The organism is Mesobacillus sp., from assembly GCF_057785455.1.
In genome coordinates, this window is the sequence record NZ_JBYNSB010000038.1 from 24,209 (window position 1) to 42,573 (window position 18,365).

The following is an 18,365-nucleotide window of genomic DNA, read 5'->3' on the forward strand; positions in this document are numbered from 1 at the left end:
GCCTCATCCTACAAACCTGGTAAGATTTGAAAATATTTCACTCGCATAAGAAAGCATATAGCTTAGCATCCACGGCCCGAAAAATACGATGCCGATCAAAACGGCTACTATTTTTGGCACGAAGGCCAATGTCTGTTCCTGAATCTGTGTTGTAGCCTGGAATATACTCACAATCAAACCCACTACAAGCGCCAGGACAAGAAGAGGGCCAGAGATCATCAGAACCGTATAGATGCCGCGTTCTGCTATTGAGATGACTGCTTCTGATGTCATTTATTCATCACCTGCTTAAAAACTTTGTAATAATGACTTCACTACTAAATACCAACCATCTACCATAACGAACAGCAGAATCTTGAATGGTAGTGAAATCATGACTGGCGGAAGCATCATCATCCCCATCGACATCAGGACACTAGCTACGACCATATCAATGACCAGGAAGGGGATAAAAATCATGAAACCTATTTGGAAAGCTGTTTTTATTTCACTTATCGCAAATGCAGGTACAAGAGCAGTCAAAGGGATGTCTGCAACTGTTTCAGGACGCTCTGCTTTTGAATATTCAAGAAATAAAGCAAGGTCTTTCTGCCTTGTATGAGCACTCATGAATTCCTTGAAAGGAACTGATGCTTTTTCATAAGCTTGCTCCAGGTTGATCTCTTCGTTGAAGAGCGGCGTCAGAGCCTGTTCATTCACTTCCTGGAAGGTAGGGGCCATGATGAAGAAGGACATGAACATGGCTAAGCCGATCAAAACCTGGTTTGGCGGCATTTGTTGTGTTGCAAGCGCCGTTCTGACAAAGGAAAGAACAATAATGATCCTCGTAAAGCTCGTCATCAAAATCAGTATGCTTGGCGCAATTGAAAGAACAGTCAGCAGGAGCATCAGCTTTACAGATGTAGAAACATTCTCGGGAGCGCTGCTGTTAAAAAACTCCATAAACTCATTCATGTTTGTCTGACCCTTTCTTTTGTATCTCATCAAGCATTTTCTTTCTGCCGCTCGCCATATCATTAAGCTGATTCTTCAATAATGAGGAAAAATTCGAGCTTTCCTTGTTCTCAACCTTATTCGCTCTTTTTAGCAGCTTTGTCACAATATCGCTTGGCTGGACCATTTGTTCCATTTTGTTGTTATAATCCTCGATTACTTGTTTGTATTCCTCGGGGTCTTCAATTTCCTTCAAAAGCTGGATATTCTCACCAACCCCAACAATGAGCAGCCTGTTTCCTGCCTTGACAATCTGAATTGACCTATTTGCTCCCAAGCTAGTGCCGCCAAGGTTCTCAACGAGCTGCGAGCTCTTATAGGACATGCTTTTCTTATTGATGAATTTAAGCAGGAAATAAAGAAGTCCTGCTACAAAAGCAGTGGCCAGGACCATCCGCAGAAAATCCATGAAGGTGACTCCGACTTTTGTGGCTGTACTTTCTGTCTGGTTGTTTGTTTTACCTGCCTGTCCGTCTTTACAGGAATCCGGACTTTCCAGACAATCCTTCACACTTTTATTAAGCTGCTCTGCATTGGCAAGGCTTCCTTGGCTCAACAGAGCAGCTAACAAGATAAGGATAGTGGTGGCAGTTTTCACTAATTTAATCAATTGCCGCACCCTCTAAGTAGGCTGTTTTCATAACCTTAGTTTTTTTCACCTATTCAATAACTTAATAGAATGTTAGCTTAAGGCTTTAGAAATCGCTTCAATGACTCGGTCTGCCTGGAATGGTTTTACGATGAAATCCTTCGCTCCAGCCTGGATTGCATCGATTACCATTGCTTGCTGTCCCATTGCCGAACACATGATGACTTTGGCATTTGGGTTCACTTTTTTGATTTCCTTTAAGGATGTGATTCCATCCATCTCGGGCATTGTAATATCCATTGTTACAAGGTCAGGCTGCAATTCCTTGTATTTTTCAAGAGCTTGCATGCCATCTGCTGCTTCTGCAACCACCTCAAAACCATTTTTCGTTAAAATATCTTTTATCATCATTCTCATGAATGCTGCATCATCAACGACTAAGATTCTTTTTGACATTGTTCTTCCTCCTGCTATCTACTTCAGTTTTTTAAGCCGATCTGATTGGCTGATTATATCTGTTACACGGACTCCGAAGTTTTCATCAATGACAACAACCTCGCCCTGGGCGATTAACCGGTTATTTACCAGAATGTCGACCGGCTCCCCAGCAAGCTTGTCCAATTCAATGATGGATCCTGATGTCAGCTCCAGGATATCCTTGACAGAACGCTTTGTCCTTCCCAGCTCAACTGTGACCTGCAATGGAATATCAAGAAGCATATCAAGGTTTTTCGTATCTGCCTGCTGCGGCTGGTAAGAATCAAAATTCGAAAACACGGCTGGCTGAACAGTAGGCTGAACTCCAGTCATCACATTGCCAAAATGCTGAGGTCCTGTCTGCATGTGAGATTGGCTCCAGGCTTGTTCTGCTGGCATGCTATGCTGCGGATTGGGCTGATAATAGGCTTGTTCCTGCTGATATAACGGCTGCTGCGCCATCGCATTTGGTTCCGGCTGATGGTTCACAGCTGCTTTTACCTCCGGCTGATGCAGATTCTGCGGCTGCCCAGGCTTAGGAGGAGCTTCAACGTGAGATGAACCTGGATTCAGCAATTCATTAACTAGACTCTTTGCAAAAGAAACTGGCAGGAGCTGCATGATGCTCGAATCGATTAGGCTTCCTATTTTCAAGGAAAAAGAAACCTTTACCAAAATATCATCTTCCGGAATCGATTCCGTTCCTTCACCTTCAACTACATTCAATAGATTGATATTTGGAGGTGAGATATCCACCCTCTTGTTAAATACGGTAGACATTGAGGTTGCGGCTGAACCCATCATTTGATTCATCGCTTCCTGTACTGCGCTCATCTGGATCTCATCCAGCAATTCCTTAGGGTTATGCCCGTCTCCCCCTAGCATAAGGTCAGCAATGATTGCAGCGTCTTTACGTTCAATAACCAGCATATTGCTTCCAATGAAACCTTCTGTATAGTGAACTTGAACCGCTACATATGGATCTGGAAATTCTTCCTCTAGTTTTGTCCTGTGCACAACCGTAACAGTTGGCGTATTAATTTCAACCTTTTGGCTTAATAAAGTAGATAATGCGGTAGCCGAGCTTCCAAAGGAAATATTGCCTACTTCACCTAGTGCGTCTCTTTCCATAAAAGAGAAAAAATCATCAACATTAATAGTTTCATCTATTTCATTCGCTTCTTCAGATGTTCCTCTTAAAAGCGCATCTATTTCATCTTGAGATAACATATCATCGCCCACCATCATCGTCTCCTCCCTTCAATGTATCCAACACTTGAATGGCTAATTTTTTGTTGATTTTCCCTGGCTGCCCGACAAATTTAGGAATGCCGCCGATTTTGATCATCATAGGCTGGTCAATCTGCTGGTTTAATTCAATCACATCCCCTATATCGAGCATCAGGAAATCCTGGATTGAAATTTCGGAAGAGCCGATTTCTGCAGTGATAGGTACATCCGCTTTCTGGATTTCCTTTTGCAGAACCTCATACTCTATTGGCAAGCCTTCCTTCTTGTCTGTCTGCATCCAATATTTCACTGACAGCATCGGGATAATCGGCTCCAGCACGACATGTGGGATGCAAATATTGATCATCCCGCTGGCCTCTCCAATCGTGGTATTCAATGAAATGACTACCACCGTTTCATTTGGCGAAACCATCTGTAAAAATTGAGGATTCACTTCGAACTCGGTCAGCTGTGGATCAATATCTGAAATGGAGCCCCACGCCTCCTGGAAGTTCTCAAAAGCTTTCTCGAACATGTTTGACATGATCTTCGTCTCAATTTCTGTGAGGTTTTCAATCTTGTTATGGCTCGTGCCACGTCCTCCCAGAAGTCTGTCCATCATGGCATAGGCAATGTTCGGATTGACCTCCATCAGGATCCTGCCGTCCAGCGGCGGAACATCAAAGACATTCAAAATGGTCATTTTGGGAATTGACCGTATGAATTCTTCATATGGAATCTGATCAGCTGAAGCTACACTAATCTGCACATAGGTTCTCAGCTGGGCAGAGAAGTATGTAGTTAGCAATCTTGCAAAGTTTTCATGTATTCGCGTGAGGCTGCGGATTTGATCCTTTGAGAATCGAAGCGCTCTCCTGAAATCATAAACTTTAACCCTTTTTTCAACTTGTTCTTTCTTTAATTCATCCGCATCCATTTCGCCTGTTGACAATGCAGACAGCAAAGCATCAATTTCACTTTGTGATAATACCTCTCCCGACATATCCTCACCTCCAGTTCAATATTTAGTTAGTTAATGTTTTTATTGGAGGAGAGACCCTGTGATATACACTTTTTGCACTTTTCCTTTTTGCATCAGGCTGTTCAATTTCGTTTTAAGTGTTTCTTCCAGTTTCATCTTGCCTTCCTTGCCCTGGAGTTCCTCTGATTTTTTTTCAGACAGTTCGTAGATAATAATATTTCTTACCTGAAAGTCCCGCTTCTCGAGTTCTTCCTTTGCCTTTTTACTGTCTGTTTCAATCTTGAAAGAAATCTTGATGAAATCATCAGATGCAAGATTTGTTGTAACTTCCGGTATATCCACTGACGCTTCCAGGACCTCATCTATTGATGGTTCCTTATCCGGATCATCACCTGTCAGTTTCATAACTGCGACAAGCGCGATAGTACCAACCAGCATAATGGCTACAAGCATGATAGCCATGATCATTACTAGCTTATTATTCTTCATCTTCCAGTTCCTCCACAGTACGCCTTCCAACAAGGCCGACATTCTGAAAAAATTCCTTAATTAACAGGCTGACCTGTTCTTCACTTTCCCTGACAACATACTTCCTGCCATTTGTCAGCATGATTGTCGTATCCGGAAAGGATTCAACAGTCTCAATGAATAATGGATTGATTCTAAAAGCTTTCCCATTCAGCTTGGTAACCTGGATCATTTTTATTTACAGGGGCCAAAAGCATCTCGCCTTCAGCCCTGCTCCTCTCTTAAACTATCGTTTTAAGTTAATCAGCTCTTGCAGGATTTCATCCGACGTTGTGATTATTCTCGTATTAGCCTGGAAGCCGCGCTGGGCGGTGATCATTTCCGTAAATTCCTCAGAGAGGTCAACGTTTGACATTTCGAGAGCACCGGCAGCGATTGTCCCGCGGCCTTCTCCAGGTACACCAAGGCTTCTTTGGCCTGAGTTCACTGATTCCTGGAAGGTATTGTTACCAGCTTTTATAAGACCAGACGGATTGCTGAATTTAGCTAACGCTAACTGCCCAATAGTCAGGATTAAGCCGTTTGAATAGACACCATTGATTTCGCCGCTTGAGCCAATATTAAAGCTTTCAAGCAAGCCTTGTGTATTTCCATCCGGGTAGGCATTGGCATCCATGCTGCCACCGTCTATCGTTAAATCAGCTAGTGAAATGGTTACAGGAATTGGCTTAGATCCCCCGCTGCCATTATTAACTGTCAATGATATATTTTGATTTGGTGTAGCTGCCGGTATTTTAATATTCATTGTCACTGGGGTTGCATTTGCAACAGACTTATCAACGAACGAAACCTTCCAGTCACCAGTAGCAGGAGTTATAGGCGAAATTGTCATATCAAGAATATGTTCTACGCCTTGGTCATCAACTACTTTGATTTGCTGCAAAGTTTCAGATTCACCTTTTGCATCCTTCGGCAGATTACCTTTCATAACTAGTTCAGTAGTTGTTTTAGCTGGAAGTAAGGCATTTACGTTTACCGTCACATCTTCAAGCGTGCCATTCTTATTCAATGCCTGCAATTTTAATCCGTCACTTGTTACAAGCGTTCCATAATCGTCTAGATAAAAGTTCCCGGCACGAGTATACAATTCAGATTGGCCCTGTTTAACAATAAAATACCCATCTCCAGTAATCGCCAAATCCAGTGCTCGTCCTGTTGTCTGCAAGCTCGCCTGGGTATCTATTGTATCAATGCTTGCCATTGTAGAGCCAAGACCAACTTGCATTGGATTTCTTCCACCACGATTGTTCTGAACAGCACTTGCACCAGATATCATTTGATTCATGGCATCCTTAAATGTGACCCGCCCTTTTTTAAAACCGTAAGTATTTACATTGGCAATATTGTTGCCGATAACATCCAACTTAGTTTGAAAGTTTTTCATACCGCTGATTCCTGAATACATTGAACGAAGCATATGATTGACTCCTTCCTTTATAAGGGACTGCTTCAATCGGTCCGCAGTCCAGGGCCTCCGTAAAGGTCCAGCCCGGTTTTATTTTTGGTCCAAGACAATGGTTCCGTTGATATTCGTGAAAATTTGTTCTTCTGCTTCCTGTCGTCCCATGGCTGTAATGACGGTGTTATTTTTCGCACTGACAATCAAGGCTGCATCTCTTAGCAGCACAAGCGAGTCATTTACTCCTTTGTCCTTTGCCTGCTTAACCTTTTCCTCAATCTTGTTCCAGCGTTCTTCAGATATACTAATACCCCGCTGCTGCAGCCGTTCACTGGCATGCTTGCTTAATGTCAGCCTGGTCCTTGACTGAATCGCGGATTGCAGGTGCAGCGAAAATGGTGTTTGAGCCAGCTGGCTTGCTTTTACAGGTTTTTGGCTATTACCGCTGACAGGCAGGGACTGGATTGGACGGAAACTTGTTTTCTCCATCTCGTCACTTCCCTATATCACTGGATTTTGGTGATTTGTGCAGAGACAATACTTGTATGGCCTTCATCTCCTAACACATAAGAGGTCTTGCCATTCTTAAATGATACTGATTCAACAATAGCCGTTTTTTCAGCTTTATTTGCGTCTAAATATGTGATTGTTTTTCCAATCAGCATGCTTGCCTGCAGCATGTGGTTTTCACTTGAAATCTCATTGATTTGAGATATGTTTGCAGGCTCCAGTGCAGTACCATCCTCAAGGACAAAAGACACCGTATCTTCCTTAAATTGAACAGTTGCAACCTTGCCGCTGCCCTCTTTAACAATTTGCTGTCCATCCTGTTCCTCAATCTTGTGCCAGGTAATATCTCTGCCAACGAACTGGCTATATGAAATCATCTTGTTTTGCTTTTCTGCCTGTACAAACTGATCGATCGACTTACCCATGTTCGTAATCTGCTCAAGGGTCGAAAACGTGGCCATCTGAGCGATGAAGTCTTTGTCCTGCATCGGATTCAGAGGATCCTGATTCTGAAGCTGGGTCATGAGGATTTTTAAAAAATCATCCTTGCCGAGCACATCAGAACCCGTTTTTCGTTCTTTTTGCAGGTTTGAAAGCATATATGAAGAATTGATTGAATTCACCATGCCCATATCCCCCTAAATTTCGGTATTCAGCAATGCTTCTTCGAATGATAGGCTAAAATTTCCTTGTTCACTTTGTTCTTCCTGCTGCTGTTTTTGGGATTCATTATGCTGCTGTTGGTGTGGATCCCTGTTCAAAAACCGTTCCTGCTGAGACGGTTGCTGAAAAATTTCTATTCTATCAACAGACAGGCTCTGCGCAGCAAAAGCCTGCTTCAGCCCATTCACCTGCGATTCTAGCGTTTCTTTGGCTGCCCCAGTTGAGGTAATAATCCTTGCCATCATGACTTGGTCCTTTTGAAATAATTCCACGCGAATACTGCCAAGATGCTCAGGGAACAATTTTATAAACAGTTTTTGCGTACCGCCACTATTAATGAATTGCGATTTTGCCAGAATGGATTCAAATTGCTTCATTAACTGTTCCGCAGATACAGGTTTTCCCTGATCATTCAGCATTAATGTAAGCTGTTCAGCCCTTGTCAGGTGGGGTAAAAATACCATTCCATCAATTTTTGAAGCTGAAATCTCATTTGCACCATGCGTTTCATTTAAATTGGCGGGTTTTGAGTTTAAGAGGTTTAAGTCTGCTGCCAGCCGGGTAAAGCGGGTTTGTAAATAATTTGCCTGCAAACTTTCTCTTTTCACGGCTTCAATACTCATATATAGAGTTTTGAGAGTTTCCTTAATCATGCCGGAATGTGGATCATCACTTTCCTTGCTGTAGCTCATCATCAAATCATATAGTTTGAGTGCTTTAATTACAGACTGTTCAGAATGCTGCATCTTAATTGCCAGCTCTTCAGCCGGAATATTGGACATGTTGGCCAGCATCGCAGTTAAAGCCCCATACAGATCCACTTGTCCTTCTGTCTTTTCAGTCCAATTATCGATTACCAATTGAAGCTCTTCATCTGTGATTCCAAAGTAGGAAAAAGCTTTCTCAAGCAAGTTCCCAGGATTCGAACCCATATCTTCCAGAAGCTTACCGCCCCCTTCAAGATCGAGTAAATCAGTATTTTTCAAGAAAGCAGCCAAGTCAATAAAGTCCTGCAAATCCTCATTTACTTGCAGCTCACCTGAATTGCCCACGCTTGAAGTTCCTGAAAGAACTGCTTCCATCATGACCGCAAAACTGCCAAGCTTTCCTGTATTCTCCCTGGGTAATATATTTCCTGTACCAGGACTAAGCGTGATAACTCCTCCTATTTCCATGTTTTTCACCCCCTTTCAAATCCTTCAGTATTTATTGCTCTTTACTTTCTGTTTCATTAGTAAGCATTTCTGTAAATCTGGCTGCATCCTTTGCGGGAAGCTTTTCCATGATTGCAGCCAAGGATTCTGCTTTGATGTTCGTCAGGATTTTAACAGCCTCGTTTGTTTCCATTTCTGCAAGGATTGGAGCTGCTTTCTTTGCAGACATGGATTCATATGTTTTTACAATGTCCCTGAACGCCCGTTTATTTTCTTCCTGTATGGCTAACAGCTCGTCGATCTGCTCCTGGAGCTGCGCCTTCTCCAATTCCAATCGGTCTACTGTAGTATCTTTGCTCTCAATTTTGGCCTGCAGCTGTTCAATCTTGGCTTCACGGTCCTGGATTTCCGCTTCCAGGTCAATGATGTTTTTCTCATATTCCTCTACAGAAGACTGTTTATTTTCTTTTACCAATCCTGAAATGAAGGGGATTTTTCCGCCAAGCTCAGACGCCGTCTGGAAAACATTTATGCCAGCAAACGAAAGCACGACTAAAGCAATGACGACTGCGAATAGAGATGGTATGGCAATTACGTACAAAAACCACTGAAATCGATTGACTGGCTGTTCTTCTAGTTCTTCTGGATTCTTACTCATTAAATCACCTAATTTCCCGGTTCATGTATTGCTGAATCGAGATCTCATCCATCATCCTGTTCTCTGCATATTTTTCTTCCGCCAGAAATTGGAGATGGTCTTTTTCTTTGATCTTTTCATACTTCTTTACTTCGACATTCTTTTCAACCAGCTGCATTTGCTGATAGTTCATAAGATTCCTTGCATTCATAACAATCTTTTGATAATGTGCAATCGATTTTTCAAGATTTCCGATGAACTGTTGATGATGGCGGATTTCCTGTACTGGCAGACCGCTAACCAGCCTGCCTGATTGGAAGCTTTCAAGGTCTTCTTTTTTCTTCAGGAGTTGGTATAGTCTGTCCGCAGCTTCTTCGAACTTCTTTACAGAATCCTGATATACCGTTTGTGCTTCTTCTTTTTCCCTTGATTTCAGGGTCAGGATCTTATCGAATTTGTATTGATATCCCATTGATACGGTCAACCCTTCCCTACTAATTGCATCAGTTCATGAATACTTTGCTCGATCGACACCTTTTCACTAGTACCCTGCTTCAAAAAACTCATAATTTGAGGGTATCTCATAATTGCCTCATCTATTTCAGGTGAAGACCCCTTCTTATATGCCCCGATATTGATTAAATCCTCGGAATTGATATAGGTACTAAGCAGCTCCCTTAATCTTTCTGCTGCCTTGATATGTTCCTCACCAGCAATATTGTTCATGATCCTGCTTATGCTCTTTAAAACATTTACCGCAGGATATTGCCCCTTATTAGCAAGGTTCCGGTCAAGGACGAAGTGACCATCTAATATGCCTCGGACAGTATCAGCGATTGGCTCATTCATATCGTCACCATCAACCAGTACCGTATAAAACCCAGTTATCGAACCATGCTCATTTGTTCCAGTTCTTTCAAGCAGCCGTGATAATATTGCAAAAACTGACGGGGTATAGCCTTTTGTAGTCGGAGGCTCACCAACGGCAAGTCCAACTTCACGCTGGGCCATTGCCACCCTGGTTACTGAGTCCATCATCAGCATTACATTCAGCCCTTTATCCCGGAAGTATTCGGCAATCGCTGTTGCGGTGTACGCCCCCTTGATTCTCATAAGTGCAGGTTGGTCAGATGTAGCAACAACAACGATTGACCTTTTTAACCCTTCAGGGCCGAGGTCCCTTTCAATGAATTCGCGAACTTCTCGCCCTCGCTCGCCGATGAGCCCAATTACATTCAGGTCTGCAGTTGTGTTGCGGGCAATCATGCCAAGCAATGTACTTTTGCCGACACCGCTGCCTGCAAAGATCCCAACACGCTGGCCGTTGCCTACGGTCAGCAAGCTGTCAATCATTCGAACACCGACTTCAATCGGCTCTGAAATAGGCGGCCGGCTCATCGGATTTGGAGGATCCTGTTCCGTCGGCACAGCTGCGAGGCCCTTTGGCAAAGCCGACTGGTCCAGCGGTATCCCCAGTGAATCAACCACCTTGCCGATCAAACCAGGGCCAGTTTTAATTTCGAGTGGCTTCATTGTTGTCTCTACTAAACTTCCAGGTGCTATATCATTTACGGATGTATAAGGCATTAAAATGACGCTTTCATCCTTGAATCCGACAACCTCCGCCTGGATTTTCCGTTTTTTCTTAGTGCCTACATGGATGAAACAAACATCACCAATCGAACTCTCTGGCCCTTGGGACTCGATCATCAGGCCAACCACTTGTTTAACGCGTCCATATCTCTTGAAGCTATCGATTTCATCAACTTGTTGGATTAAATCCGAGGCCTTCACTGTTGCTCACTCTCCAACATCTCAAACAGTTTTTGTTTGATCTCCTCTAACTGGCTGTCAACAGAGGCATCAATCCTGCCATTTTCCGATTCGATTATGCAGGAGTCCTCTGCCAATTCATCATCAGGATATATATAAAAATCCATTTCTTTTGGAAAGATCGCAATAAGCTCCTCTTTATTGCCAAGCAGAAAATGATAGTGGCTGGGATGAATATGCAGCTGAATATCCCTGTAATCCCTTGCGTTTTTCAAAGCCCTTTTTACGAGTGACATGAACTCTTCTTCCGCATCTGTCAGCTTCTTGCCAAGAATCTTGCCAGCCACTTTAATGGCAAGATCCAGGATTACCTTTTCTGATGATTCTATATGGGTTTGATAATCCTGCTTTGATGCTTCAATCACTTCTTGAGCTGACTGGATTAAACCTTGATACTCTTCATACCCTTGCTGATGGCCTTGCTTGAGACCGCGTTCATATCCGACTGCCCTTGCGTCCTCAGATAAAACTGCTTTCTGCTGTTCCCAGGCTAGCTGCTCATTATTGATCTGTTCTCTAATAATCCTTGCTTCTTCATTGGCTCTCGTTATTATTTGTTCTGCTTCAATCCTTGCCTGAGCTAAAATCCGATCACGTTCTCCCTCGGTAAGTAAAAAGGCTGGTCTGCTATCCTCAGAATCTATCTTATTTTCCATTACCTTAATGGAAATGACTTTCTTTTCAGAAGGTGATGGATTGCTGAAGTGGGATTTTATAAGCCTAGACAATAATATCATCTCCTCCGCCGCGTGCTACGACGATTTCACCAGCTTCCTCCAGTCGGCGAATGATTGCGACAATTCTGGATTGTGCTTCTTCAACATCACGTAAACGTACAGGCCCCATGTATTCCATCTCATCCTTGAACGTTTCAACCATGCGCTTGGACATATTCTTGAAGACGATTTCCTTAACTTCATCACTTGACACCTTAAGAGCAAGCATGAGGTCTTCATTTTCACAATCGCGGATTACGCGCTGAATCGCACGATTATCAAGCGTAACAATATCCTCAAACACAAACATTCTCTTCTTGATTTCCTCCGCCAATTCAGGATCCTGGATTTCAAGAGCATCAAGGATTGTCCTTTCAGTCGCCCTGTCAACACCATTCAAGACATCCACAACTGCTTCTATGCCGCCAGTTTGTGTATAATCCTGTGTTACCGTTGCGGATAGCTTCCTTTCAAGAATCTGCTCCACTTCGTTAATGATTTCGGGTGAAGTACTGTCCATTACCGCAATTCTGCGGGCAATATCCGCCTGTACCTCTTGAGGCAATTCTGAAAGTATTTGACCTGCTTGAGCAGAATCCAGATAAGAAAGAATAAGTGCAATAGTTTGAGGATGCTCATTTTGGATAAAATTCAGAATTTGTCCTGCGTCCGCTTTCCGTGCAAAATCAAATGGACGAACCTGCAGCGACGAAGTCAGCCTGTTGATGATGACCGCTGCCTGTTCCGCACCAAGAGCCTTCTCAAGAACGGTCTTTGCGTATCCAATCCCACCCTGGGTGATATAATCCTGCGCTAAGGCGATATTATGGAATTCTTCCAGAATTTCTTCTTTGGCACTTGAATCTACTTTTTTCACTCCTGATATTTCAAGGGTCAGCTTCTCGATTTCCTCTTCACTTAAATGTTTATACACCGAGGCGGATACATCCGGTCCCAGGGAAATAAGGAGGATCGCTGCTTTTTGTTTTCCGGTCAGTTCTTTCTGGTCCTTCCTTGCCATTTTTCCTCCTCCTATTCCTCGGATATCCAAGTCCTCAATAACTTAGCAAAGTCTTCCGGCTTTTCTTTCGCCATCTTCTCAAGCTGCTTCTTCTTCATGCTGCTTTCTGTTTCAAATTCCTTGTTGACATCAGGAACGTGCACCTTAATTTTTTCAGTTTTTTCTTCAAAGAATATTTCCTCCTCTTCCTTCGTTTTGCGGGAACGCAGGAACAATATCAGAAGGAGCGCTATGATTGCCAGCAGCACACCGCCAACGAGGTAGATCCACCATGGAAGCTTCTGGACTGCTTTATTATCAAAGGTTACTTTCCCGTTGAACGGCTGAACTGAAACGATTACCTTATCTTCAATGGCCTCATCTGTCAGTTCGGTATCTGCGGCATTCTTATCGATTGTTGTTCTGACAATGGTGCCCAGGATTCTAGTAATATCCTCAACGCGTTCCTGTGGAAGTGAATTTGGATCATCAGGCGTAGGCGGTTCGACCATTACCTGGATACCAAGGTCTCTTACCTTATAAGGACTCTCGGTAATTTCCTTGCGGATCCTGCTTACTTCATTATTTATCGTTTCTTCTACTCGTTCATAATCCCCGTTGCCGTTCGCACCTTCAAGATACTGAGCTCCGGTCGTATCGGCAGGATTGCTGCCTTCAGGAACTCCTCCCGCCTGGTCAGCATTGCCGGAAAAGGTTTCAGTAATCCTTTGCGCGCTGATGGCAATGCCCTCCATATTTTCCTTATCGACTGGCTCAACTAGGTTCTCTTCTCGATTTTCCTGGGTGAAATCAACATCCGCAGTAACAGATACAACTACTTTGTCATGGCCCATCAACGTTCCAAGCATGTTTTGAACCTGTCTCTGGACATCACGTTCAATTTGCTGTTTTATTTGATGCTGTGATGCAAAAGATGACCCTGTAGAATTTTCCTCATTTTTCAAATCAAAGTACTCAAAGAATTGATTCATGATGACGATATTATCAGTGGGAAGATTTGGAACACTCTTTGCCACTAAATGATAAAGTGAATTGATTTGTTCTTCCTTGAATTGATACCCCGGGCTCGTGTTCAAAACAATTGAAGCCGAAGCCTGTTCATTTGTATCATTTACAAAAATGCCCTTTTCAGGCAGATTAATCATCACCTTAGCGTCATTGACGCCTTCAATGCCTTTCATCAGGTCTGCCAATTCAGTCTGCATTGCCTCAAGCTTGAGGACATTGAATTCATTATCAGTCATTCCTAAACCCGCATTCTGGCTAAAAAACGAATAATCAATGCTTCCTGATTTCGGTATCCCTTCAGCAGCAAGTTCTACTTTTAAACTATCTACTGATTCTTCTGGAACTAAAATGGTTTTCCCATTATCTGCAATTTCAGATTTAATACCTCTGGAATCCAGACTCTCTTTGATCGTGCCTGTCTCAGCGGGTGATAGATTGCTATACAGCGGTACGAGGTTCGTACGTGTCGTGAAGAAGGCTGTAAGTCCGGCAACCGCTAATATCAAGAAAAGGGACACACCAAGACTTATTTTTTGCTTTCTGGTGCGCCCTTGCCAGAAATCCTTCATTGTATGTAAATACCTTTGAATGGTTTCTTTCATTTCAATCCTCCGGTTATTAAGTCTCTTCTTTTTATACAGCTAATAACCGCTACACTAGTTTTTAGCCAAAATTATTAGACTTGCATTCTCATCATTTCCTGGTAAGCTTCAACTACTTTATTTCTGACTTCCATGGTTGCCTGCAGAGTAATGCTTGCTTTTTGGCTTGCAATCATCACCTGGTGCAAATCTACATTTTCACCCAGCGCCAGTTTTTCAGTCATCTTATCAGATTGAAGCTGGGTTTGATTTAAATTTTCAATTGATTGCTTTAGTACGGACGCAAAACTTTTTTGTGCTTCGTATGGTGTAGGTGTGGGAGTCTGCCTATCCGTCGCAAATGGTCTGATCATAGGGGCTGCAGAATTAATCCCTAATGTATTCATCTATATTTCTCTCCTTATTTTCCTATTTCCAAAGCCTTCATCATCATACTTTTTGAAGCATTGAACACAGTAACGTTTGCTTCATATGATCTTGTAGCACTGATCAGGTCGACCATTTCCCGTAAAGGGTCGACATTCGGATAAGCGACATAACCATTCTGGTCAGCATCCGGGTGCTCAGGATCAAAAACCATTTTAAACGGTGTATCTGTGTCTTCTTTAATTTGAGATACCTTAACCCCATTACCCAATCCACTTCCTCGAGTACTCCCCATGGCCTTATTTAAGAAAGAAGAAAAGCTTCCATCCTTCGGTTCAAGGACGACCATTTTCCTTCTATATGGATTACCGTCAGCCCCTCTGGTTGAATCGACATTTGCCATGTTGGATGAAATCACATCCATTCTAAGACGCTGTGCTGTCAGTGCAGAGGCAGTGGTATTCATGCTATGGAACATTGACATATTTATTTCCCACCTCGTATAACGGATTGGAGGGAATTGAATTTCCCGTTAATCCTTTCTGTCAAAGCATTGTAATAAATCTGGTTAGTAGCAAGATCAGACATTTCTTTGTCCAGGTCAACGCTGTTGCCATTTTCATTGTAGTTGAGGTTCCTACTAACTACACCTGGCATGGAGCTTTTGCCTGTAAAATCAAGATGGCGGCTGTCAGACTTATAGGCTTCAATGTTGTTTCCCATCGCCTGCTCGAATGCTGCTTTGAAGCTGACATCTTTCGCTTTATAATTCGGTGTATCGACATTCGCAATATTTTGCGACACGACCTTCTGTTTCATGGATGAATAATTTAATGCATGCTCAAGCGTCGATATCGTATTTGAAAACAACTTCAACTTTTTTCACTCCTCAGCTGTTCATTGATCTTTTGCTGAATTTTGTAATTCTTTGGTGAATCCCGTCATATACACCTAATTGTAAAGAATCTGAAATAAACTGTCTATGTCCTTTCGGTTAATTTTTCTCGTGAAAACGGCTCATTTTAATAATCAGGTAAAAAGGACTATAAATATTACTTTTAATGTATTTTCCTTGTATTCATTACAAAATTCCTTATCTTTTTTTCCATGTTATAGTTGAAATGAATTAAACTTACAATCTTGTTTTTCGACAATTTAGTTCTTTTTACTCATTAAACCCAATGGGGTATGAGGTAATTTAAGGTATTAAAATGGAAGAAATTACATAAAGAGATGTTATTTATGTAAAAATTTCGAAATCATTTTGTAATAAATAACTAGCTAACTGCATAAAAAAAACCCGTTGGACAACCAACGGGTTTTTACATATTAATAATTAGTTGCTTTTAAGTTTTTCTAGTTCAAATAAGAACTTGTCGTTCAGGACCTTAATGTAAGTTCCCTTCATGCCAAGTGAGCGGGACTCAATGACACCAGCACTTTCCAGCTTACGAAGGGCGTTGACAATTACAGAGCGGGTAATTCCTACACGGTCGGCAATTTTCGATGCAACCAAAAGCCCTTCCCTGCCGTTAAGCTCTTCAAAGATATGTTCAATCGCTTCAAGCTCACTGTAGGAAAGTGAACTGATCGCCATTTGAACTACCGCTTTGCTGCGGGCTTCATCTTCAATTTCTTCTGCTTTTTCGCGCAGGATTTCCATGCCTACTACTGTAGCGCCATATTCACCAAGAATCAGGTCATCATCATGGAACTGCTCCTCAAGGCGAGCCAGGATCAATGTTCCAAGGCGTTCACCGCCTCCAATAATAGGAACGATTGTAGTTAATCCATTCTTGAACAGGTCCTTATTTTCAACCGGGAACGCTGTGTATTCACTGTTCACATCAAGATTAGGGGATGTTTCCTGAATGTTGAATAGATTCTTTGTATATTCCTCTGGAAACTGTCTGTCTTCAAGCATTTTTACCATACGCTCGTTTTCAATTTGCTGATTGATAGCAAAGCCTAAAAGCTTTCCGCGTCTGCTGACGACGAAAATATTAGCTTCGATTACTTCACTTAGTGTTTCTGACATTTCTTTGAAGTTAACTGGCTTGCCTGCAGCTTTTTGGAGCAGTGCATTAATCTTTCTCGTTTTAGTTAGTAAGTCCATTGTTTCTTCCTCCTATTTGCTTCAACACAAATTACATATTCTATTTTACTGGCCAGTTTTAAATACACCGTTATGGGCAATCTTTACTTGTCTACCCCTTTGCGTATGCATTAAAACGGTAAACACTACAATATGAACTGGCTTAAATCTTTGTCCCTGGAGATCGCGCCAAGCTTTTCTTCCACATACTGCGGAGTGATCGCAACCTTCTCCAGATTGATGTCAGGCGCTTCAAAGCTAAGATCCTCCAGCAGCTTTTCAAGGATGGTCTGGAGTCTTCTGGCACCGATATTGTCGGTATTCTGGTTCACTTCATAAGCTACTTCTGCAATCTTACGAATAGCATCGTCAGAAAATTCAATTTGTATACCTTCTGTTTCCAATAATGCTTGATATTGTTTCGTTAAGGCGTTGTCCGGCTCAACGAGAATCCGATAAAAGTCCTCCACAGTCAGCTTCGTAAGTTCAACCCTGATCGGGAAGCGTCCCTGCAATTCAGGTATTAAATCTGACGGCTTAGCCATATGGAAGGCCCCGGCGGCAATAAATAAAATATGGTCAGTCTTCACAGGGCCATATTTTGTATTGACCGTTGAACCCTCGACAACAGGCAGAATGTCCCGCTGGACACCTTCACGAGATACATCGGCACTCGATCCTCCGGAATTCTTGCTGGCAATCTTGTCAATTTCGTCGATGAAAATGATACCTGCCTGCTCAGCACGATACGTTGCTTCCTGTGTCACTTCATCCATATCAATCAGTTTTTGGGCTTCTTCATTGATTAAAACTTTACGGGCTTCACGGACAGGCAGTTTGCGTTTTTTCCGTTTCTTTGGCATCAAACCGCTCAGAGCGTCCTGCATATTCATGCCCATCTGTTCCATCCCGGAGCCCTGAAGCATATCAAACATCGAAGGGGCCTGTTCTTCCACCTCGACTGTTATCAGTTCATCTTCCAATTCACCTAATTCAAGCTTCTGCTTGATGACTTTCCGTTTTTCATATAAACCCAAATCCTCTGTCTGGCTGGATTCCTGCTCCTGCTGGCCAGCACCTCCAAACAGCATTTCCAGTGGATTCTTATAATTCACTGATTTTTTGGCAGAAGGTACAAGCAGTTCTACTAAACGGCGATTCGCATTGTCTTCGGCAGGCTCCTTGACACGCTGCATCTTTTCTTCTTTAACGAGCCTGATGGAAGTTTCAACAAGGTCTCTTACCATTGATTCTACATCGCGGCCAACATAGCCAACTTCAGTGAACTTAGTTGCCTCCACCTTAACAAAAGGCGCGCCTACCAGCTTTGCCATTCTCCTTGCAATCTCAGTTTTCCCTACCCCTGTAGGTCCGATCATCAGAATATTCTTCGGAATTACCTCATCCCGAATATTTTCAGCCAGCAAGCCTCGGCGATATCTGTTTCTCAAAGCTACTGCAACAGCTTTTTTAGCATCCTTTTGGCCGACAATGTATTGATCCAGCCTTTCCACGATTTGCCTTGGAGTTAAATTGGTTGTTTGTTTCAATCTAAACACTCC

At 42.6% G+C, this 18,365-nt stretch carries 23 protein-coding genes; all 23 read right to left on the bottom strand.

Translation table 11 applies throughout. From position 1 onward, the window contains the following. Positions 1-3: 3 nt before the first annotated feature. Complete coding sequence (gene fliQ / locus AC3EBE_RS15285) at positions 4-273, bottom strand: flagellar biosynthesis protein FliQ (RefSeq protein WP_251482973.1); 270 nt, start codon at positions 271-273, stop codon at positions 4-6. 15 nt (positions 274-288) lie between these two features. After that, positions 289-954: a flagellar type III secretion system pore protein FliP gene (gene fliP / locus AC3EBE_RS15290; protein ID WP_488595906.1), complete on the bottom strand. Its 666-nt coding sequence runs from the start codon at positions 952-954 to the stop codon at positions 289-291. Next, on the bottom strand, positions 947-1,603 hold the full coding sequence (locus AC3EBE_RS15295) for a flagellar biosynthetic protein FliO (protein ID WP_488595907.1): 657 nt from the start codon (positions 1,601-1,603) through the stop codon (positions 947-949). Before AC3EBE_RS15295 ends, fliP begins: the two co-directional genes overlap by 8 nt. 72 nt (positions 1,604-1,675) lie before the next feature. After that, complete coding sequence (locus AC3EBE_RS15300; protein WP_488595908.1) at positions 1,676-2,038, bottom strand: response regulator; 363 nt, start codon at positions 2,036-2,038, stop codon at positions 1,676-1,678. Positions 2,039-2,056: 18 nt separating this feature from the next. Beyond that, positions 2,057-3,304, bottom strand: a complete 1,248-nt coding sequence (fliY, locus tag AC3EBE_RS15305) for a flagellar motor switch phosphatase FliY (protein WP_488596040.1) — start codon at positions 3,302-3,304, stop codon at positions 2,057-2,059. Beyond that, positions 3,291-4,292 (bottom strand): flagellar motor switch protein FliM, encoded by a 1,002-nt coding sequence (fliM, locus tag AC3EBE_RS15310; protein ID WP_488595909.1) that lies wholly within the window; start codon positions 4,290-4,292, stop codon positions 3,291-3,293. The genes fliY and fliM overlap by 14 nt, the downstream gene beginning before the upstream one ends. A 39-nt stretch (positions 4,293-4,331) precedes the next feature. Next, positions 4,332-4,760: a flagellar basal body-associated protein FliL gene (gene fliL, locus AC3EBE_RS15315; RefSeq protein ID WP_488595910.1), complete on the bottom strand. Its 429-nt coding sequence runs from the start codon at positions 4,758-4,760 to the stop codon at positions 4,332-4,334. Continuing rightward, positions 4,750-4,971: a flagellar FlbD family protein gene (locus AC3EBE_RS15320; protein WP_488595911.1), complete on the bottom strand. Its 222-nt coding sequence runs from the start codon at positions 4,969-4,971 to the stop codon at positions 4,750-4,752. Before AC3EBE_RS15320 ends, fliL begins: the two co-directional genes overlap by 11 nt. Positions 4,972-5,025: 54 nt before the next feature. Next, the gene (locus AC3EBE_RS15325) at positions 5,026-6,216 is read right to left on the bottom strand and encodes a flagellar hook protein FlgE (protein ID WP_488595912.1); all 1,191 of its coding nucleotides are present in this window, start codon (positions 6,214-6,216) and stop codon (positions 5,026-5,028) included. Positions 6,217-6,294: 78 nt separating this feature from the next. Continuing rightward, complete coding sequence (locus tag AC3EBE_RS15330) at positions 6,295-6,687, bottom strand: TIGR02530 family flagellar biosynthesis protein (protein WP_488595913.1); 393 nt, start codon at positions 6,685-6,687, stop codon at positions 6,295-6,297. A 17-nt stretch (positions 6,688-6,704) separates the two neighbouring features. Next, positions 6,705-7,334, bottom strand: a complete 630-nt coding sequence (flgD, locus tag AC3EBE_RS15335) for a flagellar hook assembly protein FlgD (RefSeq protein ID WP_488595914.1) — start codon at positions 7,332-7,334, stop codon at positions 6,705-6,707. A gap of 12 nt (positions 7,335-7,346) precedes the next feature. Next, positions 7,347-8,546, bottom strand: a complete 1,200-nt coding sequence (locus AC3EBE_RS15340) for a flagellar hook-length control protein FliK (protein WP_488595915.1) — start codon at positions 8,544-8,546, stop codon at positions 7,347-7,349. Positions 8,547-8,577: 31 nt separating this feature from the next. Then, the gene (locus tag AC3EBE_RS15345) at positions 8,578-9,183 is read right to left on the bottom strand and encodes a MotE family protein (protein ID WP_488595916.1); all 606 of its coding nucleotides are present in this window, start codon (positions 9,181-9,183) and stop codon (positions 8,578-8,580) included. A gap of 4 nt (positions 9,184-9,187) precedes the next feature. Next, positions 9,188-9,634, bottom strand: coding sequence for a flagellar export protein FliJ (gene fliJ, locus AC3EBE_RS15350; protein ID WP_488595917.1), 447 nt, complete (start codon positions 9,632-9,634; stop codon positions 9,188-9,190). A gap of 8 nt (positions 9,635-9,642) precedes the next feature. Then, positions 9,643-10,956, bottom strand: a complete 1,314-nt coding sequence (fliI, locus tag AC3EBE_RS15355) for a flagellar protein export ATPase FliI (protein WP_488595918.1) — start codon at positions 10,954-10,956, stop codon at positions 9,643-9,645. Further along, a complete protein-coding gene (gene fliH, locus AC3EBE_RS15360; RefSeq protein ID WP_488595919.1) occupies positions 10,953-11,732 on the bottom strand; it encodes a flagellar assembly protein FliH in 780 nt (259 codons plus the stop codon). The genes fliI and fliH overlap by 4 nt, the downstream gene beginning before the upstream one ends. Next, positions 11,716-12,732 carry a flagellar motor switch protein FliG gene (gene fliG / locus AC3EBE_RS15365; RefSeq protein WP_488595920.1) on the bottom strand — a complete coding sequence of 339 codons (1,017 nt, stop codon included), beginning with the start codon at positions 12,730-12,732 and terminating at the stop codon, positions 11,716-11,718. The genes fliH and fliG overlap by 17 nt, the downstream gene beginning before the upstream one ends. An 11-nt stretch (positions 12,733-12,743) precedes the next feature. After that, a complete protein-coding gene (gene fliF, locus AC3EBE_RS15370; RefSeq protein ID WP_488595921.1) occupies positions 12,744-14,342 on the bottom strand; it encodes a flagellar basal-body MS-ring/collar protein FliF in 1,599 nt (532 codons plus the stop codon). Between the two features lie 74 nt (positions 14,343-14,416). Beyond that, positions 14,417-14,695 carry a flagellar hook-basal body complex protein FliE gene (fliE, locus tag AC3EBE_RS15375; protein ID WP_488596041.1) on the bottom strand — a complete coding sequence of 93 codons (279 nt, stop codon included), beginning with the start codon at positions 14,693-14,695 and terminating at the stop codon, positions 14,417-14,419. A gap of 47 nt (positions 14,696-14,742) precedes the next feature. Beyond that, positions 14,743-15,192, bottom strand: coding sequence for a flagellar basal body rod protein FlgC (gene flgC / locus AC3EBE_RS15380; protein WP_488595922.1), 450 nt, complete (start codon positions 15,190-15,192; stop codon positions 14,743-14,745). A gap of 2 nt (positions 15,193-15,194) precedes the next feature. Further along, positions 15,195-15,584, bottom strand: a complete 390-nt coding sequence (flgB, locus tag AC3EBE_RS15385; protein ID WP_488595923.1) for a flagellar basal body rod protein FlgB — start codon at positions 15,582-15,584, stop codon at positions 15,195-15,197. A 460-nt stretch (positions 15,585-16,044) separates the two neighbouring features. After that, a complete protein-coding gene (gene codY / locus AC3EBE_RS15390; RefSeq protein ID WP_488595924.1) occupies positions 16,045-16,824 on the bottom strand; it encodes a GTP-sensing pleiotropic transcriptional regulator CodY in 780 nt (259 codons plus the stop codon). Positions 16,825-16,949: 125 nt separating this feature from the next. Next, a complete protein-coding gene (gene hslU / locus AC3EBE_RS15395; protein WP_488595925.1) occupies positions 16,950-18,353 on the bottom strand; it encodes an ATP-dependent protease ATPase subunit HslU in 1,404 nt (467 codons plus the stop codon). Between the last annotated feature and the right edge of the window lie 12 nt (positions 18,354-18,365).

Excerpts from the sequence above, each read along its gene's own strand:
- fliQ (WP_251482973.1), bottom strand. The coding sequence starts at position 273 with ATGACATCAGAAGCAGTCATCTCAATAGCAGAACGCGGCATCTATACG.
- fliP (WP_488595906.1), bottom strand. The coding sequence starts at position 954 with ATGAATGAGTTTATGGAGTTTTTTAACAGCAGCGCTCCCGAGAATGTT.
- AC3EBE_RS15300 (WP_488595908.1), bottom strand. The coding sequence starts at position 2,038 with ATGTCAAAAAGAATCTTAGTCGTTGATGATGCAGCATTCATGAGAATG.
- fliY (WP_488596040.1), bottom strand. The coding sequence starts at position 3,304 with ATGGTGGGCGATGATATGTTATCTCAAGATGAAATAGATGCGCTTTTA.
- fliM (WP_488595909.1), bottom strand. The coding sequence starts at position 4,292 with ATGTCGGGAGAGGTATTATCACAAAGTGAAATTGATGCTTTGCTGTCT.
- fliL (WP_488595910.1), bottom strand. The coding sequence starts at position 4,760 with ATGAAGAATAATAAGCTAGTAATGATCATGGCTATCATGCTTGTAGCC.
- AC3EBE_RS15320 (WP_488595911.1), bottom strand. The coding sequence starts at position 4,971 with ATGATCCAGGTTACCAAGCTGAATGGGAAAGCTTTTAGAATCAATCCA.
- AC3EBE_RS15325 (WP_488595912.1), bottom strand. The coding sequence starts at position 6,216 with ATGCTTCGTTCAATGTATTCAGGAATCAGCGGTATGAAAAACTTTCAA.
- AC3EBE_RS15330 (WP_488595913.1), bottom strand. The coding sequence starts at position 6,687 with ATGGAGAAAACAAGTTTCCGTCCAATCCAGTCCCTGCCTGTCAGCGGT.
- flgD (WP_488595914.1), bottom strand. The coding sequence starts at position 7,334 with ATGGTGAATTCAATCAATTCTTCATATATGCTTTCAAACCTGCAAAAA.
- AC3EBE_RS15340 (WP_488595915.1), bottom strand. The coding sequence starts at position 8,546 with ATGGAAATAGGAGGAGTTATCACGCTTAGTCCTGGTACAGGAAATATA.
- AC3EBE_RS15345 (WP_488595916.1), bottom strand. The coding sequence starts at position 9,183 with ATGAGTAAGAATCCAGAAGAACTAGAAGAACAGCCAGTCAATCGATTT.
- fliJ (WP_488595917.1), bottom strand. The coding sequence starts at position 9,634 with ATGGGATATCAATACAAATTCGATAAGATCCTGACCCTGAAATCAAGG.
- fliH (WP_488595919.1), bottom strand. The coding sequence starts at position 11,732 with ATGATATTATTGTCTAGGCTTATAAAATCCCACTTCAGCAATCCATCA.
- fliG (WP_488595920.1), bottom strand. The coding sequence starts at position 12,732 with ATGGCAAGGAAGGACCAGAAAGAACTGACCGGAAAACAAAAAGCAGCG.
- fliF (WP_488595921.1), bottom strand. The coding sequence starts at position 14,342 with ATGAAAGAAACCATTCAAAGGTATTTACATACAATGAAGGATTTCTGG.
- fliE (WP_488596041.1), bottom strand. The coding sequence starts at position 14,695 with ATGATCAGACCATTTGCGACGGATAGGCAGACTCCCACACCTACACCA.
- flgC (WP_488595922.1), bottom strand. The coding sequence starts at position 15,192 with ATGTCAATGTTCCATAGCATGAATACCACTGCCTCTGCACTGACAGCA.
- codY (WP_488595924.1), bottom strand. The coding sequence starts at position 16,824 with ATGGACTTACTAACTAAAACGAGAAAGATTAATGCACTGCTCCAAAAA.